Raw genomic sequence first — 12,446 nt, 5'->3', positions numbered from 1 at the left:
TGTTCGACCCATGACATCCGGCGCTTTCAAGCAGACGGATGTTGGAATGATTCCGATGGATTGGATAGTGAAATCTGCCAAACAGATTGCCGAGCCTGTCCGCGGTGGGTCTCCCCGCCCCGCTGGAGACCCACGCTTCTTCAACGGTCAGTTCATGCCATGGTTGACTGTCGCGTCTCTCACGAATGTGCCCCAATCGCAGCTGGTTGTTTCGGAGACGGCATCCTCACTTACAGAGGAGGGAACAAACTACAGCCGCACATTGCAGCCTGGCACGCTCATCATCGCGAACAGTGGAGCCACTCTTGGCGTCGCCAAAATCTTGGGCATCAAGTGCTGCGCAAACGACGGCATCGCCGCCTTGTTGCGCCTCGATCAAGATGTGTGCCCGAAGTACCTTGCGTACTTCATCAACACTCAGACCAAGATGCTGCGGGAGGTCGTCGCAACTGGGAATGGGCAGCCGAATCTTAATACTGCGCTAATCGGCGATCTCAAGTTCCCATTGCCTCCTTCGCGCAAAGAGCAGGAGGCAATCGCCGAAACACTCTCCGATGCGGATGCCCTGATCGAATCCCTGTCGCAGCTGCTGACCAAGAAGCGCCAGATCAAACAGGGAGCCATGCAGGAACTGCTCACTGGTAAGAAGCGGCTGCCGGGGTTCGTCGATTCTTGGGGCAGTGTGACGATCGGCAGCTTCACAGATTGCACGGCTGGAGGCACACCCAGCACCAACATCGAAACATACTGGGGCGGCGACATTCCGTGGATGAGTTCGGGTGATCTTCACCTGAAACACGTGAAGGATATAGAGGGCAGAATCACCGACGAAGGTCTAAGAAGTTCGAGCACGAAGTGGATTCCGGTGGGATGCGTGTTGATCGGCCTTGCAGGTCAGGGCAAGACCCGTGGCACGGTCGCCATGAATCACGTTCCCCTGTGCACGAATCAGTCGATTGCTGCGATCTTTCCGGTTGATTCGTATGACTCACTTTTCCTGTATTTCAACCTCGAGAGCAGGTACGAGGAATTGCGCGAACTTTCTGCTGGCGATGGCGGACGCGGAGGCCTCAACCTGAGTCTCATTCGGAATCTTGCAGTACCCATGCCTTGCCTGATTGAGCAACGCGAGATAGCAAGAGTTCTGGCTGACATCGACTCAGACGTTGCTTCAGTTGAAGAGAAACTGGCTAAGGCGCGCGACATTAAGCAGGGCATGATGCAAGCGCTGCTCACCGGCCGCATTCGTCTGGTGCAACCTGCCTCCAGTGTCATCCAGTTGCTCACGAAACCCGCGCCAATCCGGCCGTCCTCCGCCCAGGCCACCCACAACTGGCAAATCAACGAAGCCGTCGTCATCGGCGTGCTCGCCCAGCGCTTCGGCAGCGAGAAGATGCCATTGGGCCGCAAGCGCCGTGTGAAGCTCACATACCTGCTGCACCGCCATGCCGAGGGCCGGGCCGAGGGTTACCTGAAGAACGCCGCCGGCCCATACAACCCGAACACGAAATACAAGGGGCCGGAGCAGATCGCGCTGAAGAACGGCTACGTGCGGGCGCTGCGCAATGAGAAATACGAAGGCTTCGTCGCCGGCGAGAAGATCGAGCAGGCGCAGCGCTACTTCGAGCAGTGGTACGGGGAGGCTGCGCTGGCGTGGCTGGAGCGCTTCCACTATCGCAAGACCGAGGAACTGGAACTGCTGGCGACCGTGGACATGGCGATGGTGGATCTGGCCGCCAGCGGTGAGCTGACCGACGTGGCCAGCGTCAAACGCATCATCGCCGCGCATCCGGAATGGTTGCCCAAGCTGTCGCGCGAGTTGTTCTCGGATGAGCGTATCGCCGCCACCATCGCCGAGTGCCGGACAATACTCGGCGGCTGACCGCCCCATATCCCTAAGAGGAGCTGTCCCATGCCCCCGATCGGACAACCAGAACGCGCCACGCAGGACCGCGTAGTCGCACTGTTCCGCGACGAGCTGGGTTGGCGCTACGCGGGTGACTGGTCGGACCGCGAGGGTAACGCCAATATCGAAGAGAGCTTACTCACGCCTTGGCTCGCGAAGCGAGGCTCCACACCCGCGCAGATCAGCTCCGCATTACTGCGCCTGCGCAGCGAGGCCGGTAACCACCATCGCACGCTCTATGCGAACAACAAGGCCGTGTACGGCCTGCTGCGCTACGGCGTACAGGTGCAGACGGCCGCAGGCGCCAAGACGCAAACCGTCGAGCTGATCGACTGGCACCATCCGGAGGCCAACGACTTCGCCATCGCGGAGGAGGTGACGCTCAAGGGCGACCGCACGCGGCGGCCTGACCTGGTGTTGTACGTCAACGGCATCGCCATCGGTGTGATCGAACTGAAAAACAGCCGGGTGTCGGTGGGCGATGGCATCCGTCAGTGCCTGTCGAACCAGCTTCCGATGTTCCACGAGGCGTTCTTCAGCACGATGCAGTTTGTCTTCGCGGGCAACGACTCTGAGGGGCTGCGCTACGGCACAATCGGCACGCCCGAGAAGATGTTCCTGAAGTGGAAGGAAGACGAGGCCGACGACACGCGCTTCAAGCTCCACAAGTACTTGTTGAAGATGTGTACCAAGGCGCGGCTGATCGAGCTGATGCACGACTTCGTGCTGTTCGACGGTGGCTTCAAGAAGCTGCCGCGTGTGCACCAGTACTTCGGCATCCAGGCGGCGCAGGAGCATGTGGTACAGCGCAAGGGCGGCATCCTGTGGCACACGCAGGGCAGCGGCAAGAGCATCGTGATGGTGCTACTGGCGCGCTGGATTCTGGAGAACCGGCCGCAGGCACGCGTGGTGATCGTGACCGACCGTGACGAGCTGGACAAGCAGATCCAACGCGTGTTCACCGACGCGGGCGAGAAGCTGCACCGCAGTCGCAGCGGGCGTGACCTGATGACACAGCTGGCGCAGCCTGCGCCGAGGCTGCTGTGCTCGCTGGTGCACAAGTTCGGCGTGGAGGCGCGTGGGCGTGACAAGAAGGCGTTCGAGGCCTATCTGGAAGAACTCCAGGCGCAGCCGGCGATGGCCGTGGGCGAGCTGTTCGTCTTCGTCGACGAATGCCACCGCACGCAGAGCGGTCGGCTGCATCGGGTGATGAAGGCGCTGCTGCCCGAGGCTGTGTTCATCGGCTTCACCGGCACGCCGCTGCTCAAGGCCGACAAGCAGTCCAGCCTGGAGCTGTTCGGGGGCTACATCCACACCTACAAGTTCGGTGAAGCGGTTGAAGACGAGGTGGTGCTGGACCTCGTATACGAGGCCCGCGACATCGACCAGCGGCTTGGCTCACCGGCGAAGATCGATGCCTGGTTCGAGGCCAAGACGCGTGGCCTGAATGCCTGGCAGAAGCAGGAGCTGAAGGCCAAGTGGGGCACCATGCAGCAGGTGCTGAGCTCGCGCTCGCGCATGGAGCGCGTGGTGGCCGACATCGTGTTCGACTTCAGCGTGAAGCCGCGGCTGTCGACCGAGCGGGGCAACGGTATCCTCGTCGCGTCCAGCATCTTCGAGGCCTGCAAGTACTTTGCGCTGCTGCAGAAGACACCGTTCAAGGGCCGGTGCGCCATCGTCACCTCGTACAACCCTCAGGCCAAAGACGTGACGACCGAGGAGGTCGGCGCCAATACTGAGAGCGACAAGCAGTTCATCTTCAATACCTACACCGAACTGCTCAAGGGCGTGCAGGCCAAGCCAGGCATGGGCCCTACCGAGAGCTACGAGGAATGGGCGAAAGCGCTATTTGCCAGTGAGCCGGCGAGCATGAAGCTGCTGGTGGTGGTGGACAAGCTGCTGACCGGCTTCGACGCGCCGCCATGCACCTACCTGTACATCGACAAATCCATGCAGGACCATAGCCTGTTCCAGGCCATCTGCCGCACCAACCGCCTCGACGGCGATGACAAGGACTTCGGCTATATCGTTGACTACAAAGACCTGTTCAAGAAGGTGGAGAAGGCGATTGCCGTCTACACCTCGGAGCTGGACCACAGCGCGGGCGGTGCCGACCCCGAAGTGCTGATGCAGAACCGGCTGGACATCGGCCGCAAGCGCCTGGACGATGCAGTGGAAGCGCTGGCGCTGTTGTGCGAGCCGGTGGCGCCACCGCGTGGTGAGCTGGAGCACATCCGCTACTTCTGTGGCAACACCGAGATCGCCAGCGATCTGGCCGCCCACGAACCGCAGCGCGTGATGCTCTACAAGGGCGTGGTCGCACTATTGCGCGCCTGGGCCAACGTGGCCGACGAATTGGCGGCGGCCGGCTACGCCGAGGCCGACGGTGCGCGCCTGCGAGGGCTGCTCGACCACTACGTCAAGCTGCGCGAGATCGTTCGCAAGGCTAGCGGCGAGACGCTGGACCTGAAACCCTACGAGGCCGACATGCGGCACCTGATCGACACCTATATCGAGGCCGACGAGCCACGGCAGATCTCGCCGTTCGAAGGTGTCGGCCTGCTGGACCTGATCGTCAAGACAGGCATCGCCGATGCCATCGCCGCGAAGCTCGGCGAGCTCAAGAGCAACCGCGATGCGATCGCCGAGACGATCGAGAACAACGTGCGCTGCAAGATCGTCAGGGAACACTTGAACGATCCGGCGTTCTACGAGCGCATGTCGGCGCTGCTGGATGGCATCATCAAGCAGCGCAAGGAAAGGGCAGAGGAGTACGAGCAGTACCTGCAGCGCATCGCCCAACTCGTGCGGCAAGTGGAAGCGGGCAGGGCAGAGGATGCGCCCATCGAACTTACGACGCCAGGACGGCGGGCGCTGTACAACAACCTGCAGCCCGGGCTGGTGGCAGCGTCTGGACATCGAGTGGCTGAGCAAAGGCCGCCTTACGGTGCCGAGATCTCGAATCCTGCATTGGCACTGGCTTTGCGCATCGATCAGGCTGTTAAAGCGGTGCGGCCTGACGGATGGCGGGGCAATCCCGCCAAGGAAAACACGATCAAAGCAGCTCTGTTTGCACTGCTGCAGGATGCCGAGCAGGTCGAGCGAATCTTCCTGATTGTAAAAACCCATGGTGAGTACTGATGCCATCCCGAATCACCCTGGGGGCGATTGAGGCGGATGTGGTGTTCAAGGACATCCGCAATGTGCATCTCACAGTATTGCCGCCCAAAGGGCGGGTGCGCATTTCGGCGCCACGACACATGGCACTCGATACAGTCCGTGTCTTCGCTCTGTCCAAACTCGCCTGGATCAAGGCACAGCGCGAGAACATGGTGGCTCAGGAGCGAGAGGCGCCGCGCGAGTATCTGGAGCGCGAGAGCCACTACGTGTGGGGACGGCGCTATTTGCTGAAGTTGACCGAGGTGAATACTGCCCCATCTGTCGAGCTTCGCCATCGAGCGCTGGTGCTTGCGATACGACCGAACGCTGACGCCGTAATCAAGGATGCTGTACTTGCGCGATGGTACAGGGATCAGGTCAGACAGCGCGCTGCAACACTGGTAGCCGAGTGGAGCCGTACGCTTGGGTTGGATGCACCCCGCGTCCATGTTCAACACATGAAGACGAAATGGGGCAGTTGTTCGCCAGGCCGCAGATCGATACGCCTGAACACGGAGCTTGCCAAGAAGCCGCCCGGATGTTTGGAGTACATCGTGTTACACGAGCTTGTGCATCTGCTAGAGCCGACCCATAACGAACGTTTCAAGGCTCTCATACGGGCCTTCCTGCCAGAATGGGAAGCTCGACGGCGCGAATTGAATCGGCTACCGGTTAGGCATGAGGATTGGGACTACTGAAGGAACTGGGCAGTGGCGGTAATACTGATGAAAACTCCCAGAGTGGGAATGCCAGAGTCTTCCGGTTCCAGTGCCTCAAAAAAGCACCGAGAGCATGGTGCGCTGCTCGCGCCATGCGCGCCCGCAGTAACGCCAGGCTTGCTACTCGATACCGACTAAGGGTTGGGCAAGTGACCGCGTAGGGCCGTTCGCCGCAGGCCTTGTTTCAAACTTCTGAACGGGTCGTGTGCCGTTCTGATGTTGATACGTGTTCGGTCACTACATTGGCCAGCGAATGCCCTGGAGGCTGAAGTCGGTCCAGGTGCCCGGCATGATTGATTTCGGTTGATGATGGCGCTGCCAGAATTGTGTCCTTACGCTCGCGTTATCTTCTGGGTAACAAGAAGCGCTGCTTCGATGGACGGTAGAAGCGACGGTAATGGACCGTGTCAATCACAATAAATCCCTTTAATCACACGGGCTTGCGCGATCTATTGATGATCGAGTGGGAATGAGCATGGCGCGAACCGCGTAGCTTTCGTTTCCTGAGGAATGTGGGGCAAGTCCCGGAAAAACCGGGATTTGTTCCATGTGCATGCAGCGCATGCCCGGCCGCGGCAACCGCGCCTGCTTTCACGTCCCCGTTGCCGCGGTGGCGCGACATTCCCCGACGGCTTGCGCTCGCAGCCATGCCCGGCGGGAAACCAAGGCCATGACGATCCGCCACGCCAGCGCGCCGGTCGCCGAAGGCGTCCGGCTCCATTACCTGGAAGACGGTGCGGGACCGCGCACCGTGGTGCTCCTGCACGGTTTTCCGCAGACCTGTCATGCGTGGCGGAAAGTCGCGCCGCGGCTGGTCGCCCAGGGACTGCGGGTGATCGCGCCCGATTATCGCGGCGCCGGTCATTCGTCGAAGCCGCCGGCCGGCTACGACAAATGGACCATCGCGGCGGATATCCATGCGCTCCTCGAGCAGGCCGCCGCCGAGGAACGGATCGCGCTGGTCGGCCACGACATCGGCGCCATGGTGGCGCTGGCCTACGCGTTCCGTTTCCGCGACCAGGTCTCCCATCTGGTCCTCATCGACGCGCCCCTGCAGGGAACGCAGGCGATGGAAGCCATGCGCGGCGATCCGCGCGGCTGGCACGTGGCGTTCCATGGCGCGCGCGACATCGCCGAGCGGCTGGTGGAGGGACGCGAGCGTGTGTACCTGCGCTACATGATCGACGTGCGCGCATTCGATCCGTCGGCGATCGCGCCGGCGGATTTCGAATGCTATGTCGAGGCCTATGCGGCGGCCGGCGCCATGCGCGCGGCCTTCGAGCTTTATCGGGCGTTCGATGAGGATGCTGCCCGGATCAAGGCCGAACTGGCGCGGGCCGGCAAGCTGCGGATGCCGGTCCTGGCGATCGGCGGCGCAGCGGGCGGGCTGGGCGAGGCGATGCGTCCGATGGTCCAGCAGCTCGCCGGACACGCCCGGTACCTGGCGGCGCCGGGCTGCGCGCATTGGGTGCCGGAGGAGAATCCGACGTTTCTATGCGATGCGATCCTGTCGGCCATGGGCATGGGCGAGGAAGCCATCGCCGGCTGAGGCTTTGTTGCGACAAGGCTGAATATGCGGGGGAAAACCGTCGCTCGCCGACGAAACGCGCTCAGCATGGGACCGCTGGGTTGAGCGATGAGCCGTTCGCGTTGAACGTTGAAGGTTAATCAAGTTGTCAATTGACAACCTCTCCAGTCTTCCCTCAAACTGGAGACCATGGATGGCCCGTTCCCCTCATCCGAAGAAAGAAGTCGAGCAGGCGCTGCGGCACGCCGAAGGGCAAGGCTGGCGCGTCGAAGTCGGCGGCAGTCACGCGTGGGGACGGGTGTATTGCCCGTACAACGACCAGGACTGCCGTTGCGGCGAGTTCTGCATCGCCAGCGTATGGAGCACGCCTAAGAATCCCGGCCATCACGCGCGAGCCTTGCGGCGCGTGGTGGACAACTGCACGGCGAATCGCCGGCAAGGCTGACGGCGAAGCCAGGAGTAGCGCCATGGAATACACCTTCACCCTGAAGTACCAGCTGGACGACGACGACCGCGACCCGGATGCGCTGGTCGAGCGCCTGGGCGCGGCCGGTTGCGACGACGCGCTGGTCGGCATCGGCGTGCCGGGCCGGCTGGCACTGGAATTCACCCGCGAAGCCGCCGACGCGGATGCCGCGGTGCGCAGCGCACTGGCGGACGTGCGCCGCGCGGTGCCGTCGGCGCGGCTGATCGAGGCGGCCCCCGACCTGGTCGGGCTGACCGACGTGGCCCAGATCGTGGGCGTGTCCCGGCAGAACATGCGCAAGCTGATGCTGGCCAATCCGGGCAGCTTCCCGGCGCCCGTGCATGAAGGCAGCGCGTCGATCTGGCATCTGGCCGATGTGCTGGCGTGGCTCAAGGCCAGGGGCAGCTATTCGATGGCGCAGACGCTGGTCGAGGTCGCGCAGGTGGCCTTGCAGGTCAATGCGGCCAAGGAGGGGCGGCGCTTGCCGCTCTCTGCTTTCAGCGAGCTTGATGCGCTGGTCCGTTGAGTTCTGTCGCTCCCGGCATGGCGCAAGCCGGTCGTTGGAGTGCGGCCTGCACTTTTGGGGAAGGGCGGCGCGCCAGCTGATCGCCGTTCGTATCGGAAGCGGCGCCCGGACCCTACAATTCGTCCTATTTGCAGGCCATTCCCGTCCGAATGATCACCGATTCCCCCGATTCCCCCGCCCCTTCCTTCAACGAAGCCGACGTGAGCTTCATGCGCCGCGCGCTGCAGCTGGCCGGGCATGCCCGCGATGCGGAGAACGAAGTGCCGGTCGGCGCCTTGCTCGTGCTCAACGACGAGATCATCGGGCTGGGCTGGAACCGCAACATCACGCTCAACGATCCGACGGCGCATGCGGAGATCCAGGCACTGCGTGCGGCTGGCGAGAAGATCGGCAATTACCGCCTGGTCGGCGCCACGCTGTACGTCACGCTGGAACCCTGCGCGATGTGTTCGATGGCGCTGGTGCATGCGCGGGTGGGGCGCGTGGTCTATGGCGCGACGGATCCGAAGACCGGGGCCGCCGGCAGCGTGTTCGACACGCTGATCTCCGAGCGGCATAACCACCGCATCCAGGTCGATGGCGGGTTGCTGGCCGAGGAGTCCTCGGCAATGCTCAGGGAGTTCTTTCGATCCAGGCGCTAACTAGCTGGCAAGCAAGGCTTTAGTGCTTCCAGTAGTGGCCCAGCCTGTGCAGCCGTTCCAGCGAATCTTCGGCCTTGCCCGTCGCCTCCGCGGCCGTGCGCTTCGCCCATCGCCGCAACGCCTTGAGCTGGGCGTGGCCCTTCGCTTCCGGCAGCAATTCCCGGCATAGCGCACGGGCGGTCAGGCGATCGTGCGCCTCGCCCAGATGGCCCTGCACATCGGCCAGCCGCTCCAGCCATTCCTGGGCCACCTCGCGCGGAAACAGCGGCTGGAACAGTTCGACGGTGTAGCGCAGCTTCTTGGTCGCGGTGCGGGCGCGATGGAGCCGGATGCGGCCTTCGTGCATCCGCGCCGCCCGCTTGCGCAGCTGGCGGAAGCGAGTGTCGATCACGCCGGCGGCCGCGGCGCGCAGCTCGTCGTCGGAGACGTTGCGGTGCGTCTCGGCCCAGGCGTGGAAGTGGTGGATCGCCGTGGTCAGGCGGGCCTTCTTCAGCCCCTCCACCGCTTCGCGGTGGCCATGCACCCGCCGCGCATTCAGCACATGGAGCAGCTCGCCGTCGAGCCGGTCGCCGTGTTCCCCGTGAGCGAGGAAGGCGGGCAGGGTCTCGTCGAGCAGGATGTCCAGGTCGCGCGCGCCGCCGGTGGTATTGCGGAAGTCCTTCAGCTGCGCGAGCACGCCATTGGACGGTTCGCCGGGCAGGGCGGCCGCCACCTTGTCCAGCGTGGCCGTGATGCGCCGCAGGCTCACCCGCCAGGCATGCAGGGCCTTCGGCTCGTACTGGCGCAGCAGCTTCGCACGGGCCTTGACGGCCTTGGCCAGGTAGCCGTCATAGGCCGCACAGAGCTCGGCGATCGCCGAGGGCGGCCGTGGGGCTTTCGGCGGGCGAGGACGCGGGATGGACTGGCCTTGCTGGTGGTGCATCGCACTCATGGCTCGACTCGACCGCTGCGGAGGGAGCGGGTATCCACCCGCTGTTTCTAGCGGAAGCGCAGACCGCGCTTCCTGATGCAGGTCAACATGAACGAGCCGGTCGCGACCTGGGGCCGTGCCGGGATTGAATACTCTGCTACAAAAATCGGCAGCTGGCGAGACAGCCTCAAGCGATAGCCGCCAGGGTCTCGGCCACCGGGCGCTCGATCTTCAGGCTGAACAGGCCGTCGGCGCGGGTCCGTCCCATATTCACCGCCGCGATCGGCTTGCCGGCCTTGGCCGCGGCATTCACGAAGCGGAAGCCGGAAAACACCATCAGCGAGGAACCGGCGACCAGCACCGCGTCCGCCTGTTCCAGGCCATGCACGGCGGCCAGCACCCGCTCGCGCGGCACGCCTTCGCCGAAGAACACCACGTCCGGCTTGAGCAGGCCGCCGCACAGCGGGCAGTCGGGTACCTGGAAGCGCGAGAAATCGTGGCCTTCCAGATCCGCATCGCCGTCAGGGGCATCTACGGCATCGAGCTCTGCCCATGCCGGATTGCGCTGCTCCAGCACCTCCTGGAACGCCGAACGCTGCACCAGATGCCCATGCGCCATGCAGCGCACGCGGTCGAGCCGGCCATGCAGATCGATCACGTGGTGGCTGCCCGCCGCCTGGTGCAGCCCGTCCACGTTCTGGGTCAGCAGCACTTCTACGCGCCCGGCCGCCTCCAGCCGGGCCAGCGCCAGGTGCGCCGCGTTCGGATGCGCGCGCGAGAAGCGCCGCCAACCGACCAGGCTGCGCGCCCAGTAGCGCCGACGCGTGCGCTCGTCGCCCATGAAGGCCTGGTAGGTCACCGGCTGCGGCCGTTTCCAGTCGCCCTGGTTGTCGCGATAGTCGGGGATGCCCGAATCCGTGCTGACGCCCGCGCCGGTCAGTACGAACAGCCGCGGATGCGCCGCGACGAAATCGCGCAGCCGCGCGAGGTCGTCTTCCAGCGAGCGATCCGGCCGCGCGTCCGCATTCATGCCGCAGTACGCAGATCCAGTTCGGCCAGCGCCGCGGGAATGCCGCTGGCGTCCTGCACTTGCGCCACGTGCGCAGACGCGGCGGCGAAGTCCGTATCCGCCTCGTGCGCCCAGGTCACGTGGTAAGGCATGTACACGCCCCAGCCGCCCAGCTGCACCACCGGTGCGATATCCGAGCGCAGCGAATTGCCGACCATGGCGAAGCGTTCGGCGTCCACGCCGAACTCGTCGAACAGGCGGCGATAGGAGCGCTCGTCCTTCTCGGACACGATCTCGATGCGATGGAACAGGTCGGCCAGCCCGCAGGCCGCCACCTTCTGCTCCTGGTGGAACAGGTCGCCCTTGGTGATCAGCACCACGCGATGCGTCGCCGCCACGGCTTCCACGGCGGCGCGGATGCCGGGCAGCAGCTGCACCGGATGCGCCAGCACCCGCTTGCCGATGCCGATGATGCGATGCAGGTCCGCCGCGCTGATGCGCGAGCCGGTGACTTCGATCGCCGCCTCCAGCAGCGACAGGGTCATGCCCTTGGCGCCGTAGCCGAACAGCTTGATGTTGCGCCGCTCCACCGCCAGCAGGCGGTCATGCAGGCCGAGCTTGGCCAGGTCGACGTAACGGGACACGATCTGTTCGAACTCGGCCTGTGCTTCCTGGTAATAGCCTTCGCTATGCCAGAGGGTATCGTCGCCGTCGAAACCGACCCATTCGATCACGGTGCTGCTCGCGCTGCTGTGGAAGCAGCAGACGATAGCGCGTCGCCACGGGCGCGGCGAGTCCGCGTGGCCGCAAGCACGGCAGGCCAGTCGGGTTGGGGCGAGCGCCCGGCACGCCGGCGTCGAACGCTCCACGGTGCGCCTGGCCGGATGTGCGCCCGGCTCGCCCCAACCCGACTGGCCCGCCGGTGCGCCTCAGGCGCGCTCGCGCAGGGTCAGTTCAAGCAGTTCTTCCTTGTCCTTGAGCAGCTCCTGCTTGCGCTGGAACATCTGCTCGCCCAGCGCCTTGAGCTTGGCCTGGTCGAACAGTTTCTTCGCCGCGGGGAACATCTCTTTTTCCTCTTCCTGCGCGTGGTGCAGGATCAGCTCCTTCAGCACCTTGGCGCGGCCGGAGAACTGCTCGCCGGACGGATCGGTCTGCAACAGATCCGGCAGCACCAGTTCGCCCGCGGCGCGGTGTTCCTCGATCGCCTCGAAGTACATCTTCGCTTCTTCCTTGTCGCCGGCTTGCTTGAAGGCCGGATAGAAAATCTCTTCCTCGATCATGGTGTGGGCTTTCAGCAGTGCGCCGATCTTCTCCACCAGCGTCTGGCGCGTCTTGACGCCGCGCGAGGTGGTTTCCGTCAGCTCTTCCAGCAGTTTCTCGACAGTGCGGTGGTCGCTGACGAGCAGATCGATCGCGTTCATGGGCCTGGCTCCGTGCTGGGTGGAGGGGAGTGGCCATTGATGACGCGGCGGCGATGAACGCGGCGTCGGATCGCGGTGAACGAGGCGGATGCGTGCCAGTGCGGGTTCATGGATATCCACGCGCCGTGTGGCGTCTCTTGCATGCGCACGGAAGATTTTCA

Annotated in this window: 11 protein-coding genes; 7 read left to right on the top strand and 4 right to left on the bottom strand. The window is 63.9% G+C overall.

Annotation, left to right across the window (positions count from 1 at the left end):
- The first annotated feature begins 46 nt into the window (after window positions 1-46).
- From BM172_RS01400 to tadA, 7 genes are all read left to right on the top strand, one after another.
- A complete protein-coding gene (locus tag BM172_RS01400) occupies window positions 47-1,882 on the top strand; it encodes a restriction endonuclease subunit S (RefSeq protein ID WP_051548456.1) in 1,836 nt (611 codons plus the stop codon).
- Between the two features lie 30 nt (window positions 1,883-1,912).
- A complete protein-coding gene (locus BM172_RS01395; RefSeq protein WP_026634311.1) occupies window positions 1,913-5,047 on the top strand; it encodes a type I restriction endonuclease subunit R in 3,135 nt (1,044 codons plus the stop codon).
- The gene (locus BM172_RS01390; protein ID WP_026634310.1) at window positions 5,047-5,763 is read left to right on the top strand and encodes a M48 family metallopeptidase; all 717 of its coding nucleotides are present in this window, start codon (window positions 5,047-5,049) and stop codon (window positions 5,761-5,763) included. Before BM172_RS01395 ends, BM172_RS01390 begins: the two co-directional genes overlap by 1 nt.
- 568 nt (window positions 5,764-6,331) lie before the next feature.
- Window positions 6,332-7,333 carry an alpha/beta fold hydrolase gene (locus BM172_RS01385; RefSeq protein ID WP_197022844.1) on the top strand — a complete coding sequence of 334 codons (1,002 nt, stop codon included), beginning with the start codon at window positions 6,332-6,334 and terminating at the stop codon, window positions 7,331-7,333.
- Window positions 7,334-7,505: 172 nt separating this feature from the next.
- On the top strand, window positions 7,506-7,757 hold the full coding sequence (locus BM172_RS01380) for a hypothetical protein (RefSeq protein WP_081805089.1): 252 nt from the start codon (window positions 7,506-7,508) through the stop codon (window positions 7,755-7,757).
- Window positions 7,758-7,779: 22 nt separating this feature from the next.
- Window positions 7,780-8,304 carry a helix-turn-helix transcriptional regulator gene (locus tag BM172_RS01375; protein ID WP_026634308.1) on the top strand — a complete coding sequence of 175 codons (525 nt, stop codon included), beginning with the start codon at window positions 7,780-7,782 and terminating at the stop codon, window positions 8,302-8,304.
- 149 nt (window positions 8,305-8,453) lie between these two features.
- A complete protein-coding gene (tadA, locus tag BM172_RS01370; RefSeq protein ID WP_051548455.1) occupies window positions 8,454-8,945 on the top strand; it encodes a tRNA adenosine(34) deaminase TadA in 492 nt (163 codons plus the stop codon).
- A 19-nt stretch (window positions 8,946-8,964) separates the two neighbouring features.
- Here tadA and BM172_RS01365 read toward each other — a convergent pair whose 3' ends face one another.
- The 4 genes from BM172_RS01365 to BM172_RS01350 form a co-directional block, all read right to left on the bottom strand.
- Window positions 8,965-9,876: a CHAD domain-containing protein gene (locus BM172_RS01365; RefSeq protein WP_026634306.1), complete on the bottom strand. Its 912-nt coding sequence runs from the start codon at window positions 9,874-9,876 to the stop codon at window positions 8,965-8,967.
- Between the two features lie 166 nt (window positions 9,877-10,042).
- Entirely contained in the window at window positions 10,043-10,885 is an 843-nt protein-coding gene (locus BM172_RS01360; RefSeq protein ID WP_051548454.1) for an NAD-dependent protein deacetylase, read from the bottom strand.
- Complete coding sequence (locus BM172_RS01355; RefSeq protein WP_026634304.1) at window positions 10,882-11,598, bottom strand: HAD family hydrolase; 717 nt, start codon at window positions 11,596-11,598, stop codon at window positions 10,882-10,884. Before BM172_RS01355 ends, BM172_RS01360 begins: the two co-directional genes overlap by 4 nt.
- A 195-nt stretch (window positions 11,599-11,793) precedes the next feature.
- Window positions 11,794-12,285: a hemerythrin domain-containing protein gene (locus tag BM172_RS01350; protein WP_026634303.1), complete on the bottom strand. Its 492-nt coding sequence runs from the start codon at window positions 12,283-12,285 to the stop codon at window positions 11,794-11,796.
- Between the last annotated feature and the right edge of the window lie 161 nt (window positions 12,286-12,446).

The sequence above is a fragment of the Dyella marensis genome, assembly GCF_900112865.1.
Classification (GTDB): domain Bacteria; phylum Pseudomonadota; class Gammaproteobacteria; order Xanthomonadales; family Rhodanobacteraceae; genus Dyella_D; species Dyella_D marensis_A.
Note: the sequence above shows the minus strand (reverse complement) of the source record. Positions and strands in the feature narration are given on the sequence as shown.

Excerpts from the sequence above, each read along its gene's own strand:
- BM172_RS01400 (WP_051548456.1), top strand. The coding sequence starts at position 47 with ATGATTCCGATGGATTGGATAGTGAAATCTGCCAAACAGATTGCCGAG.
- BM172_RS01360 (WP_051548454.1), bottom strand. The coding sequence starts at position 10,885 with ATGAATGCGGACGCGCGGCCGGATCGCTCGCTGGAAGACGACCTCGCG.
- BM172_RS01380 (WP_081805089.1), top strand. The coding sequence starts at position 7,506 with ATGGCCCGTTCCCCTCATCCGAAGAAAGAAGTCGAGCAGGCGCTGCGG.
- tadA (WP_051548455.1), top strand. The coding sequence starts at position 8,454 with ATGATCACCGATTCCCCCGATTCCCCCGCCCCTTCCTTCAACGAAGCC.
- BM172_RS01375 (WP_026634308.1), top strand. The coding sequence starts at position 7,780 with ATGGAATACACCTTCACCCTGAAGTACCAGCTGGACGACGACGACCGC.
- BM172_RS01395 (WP_026634311.1), top strand. The coding sequence starts at position 1,913 with ATGCCCCCGATCGGACAACCAGAACGCGCCACGCAGGACCGCGTAGTC.
- BM172_RS01365 (WP_026634306.1), bottom strand. The coding sequence starts at position 9,876 with ATGAGTGCGATGCACCACCAGCAAGGCCAGTCCATCCCGCGTCCTCGC.
- BM172_RS01390 (WP_026634310.1), top strand. The coding sequence starts at position 5,047 with ATGCCATCCCGAATCACCCTGGGGGCGATTGAGGCGGATGTGGTGTTC.
- BM172_RS01350 (WP_026634303.1), bottom strand. The coding sequence starts at position 12,285 with ATGAACGCGATCGATCTGCTCGTCAGCGACCACCGCACTGTCGAGAAA.
- BM172_RS01385 (WP_197022844.1), top strand. The coding sequence starts at position 6,332 with ATGTGCATGCAGCGCATGCCCGGCCGCGGCAACCGCGCCTGCTTTCAC.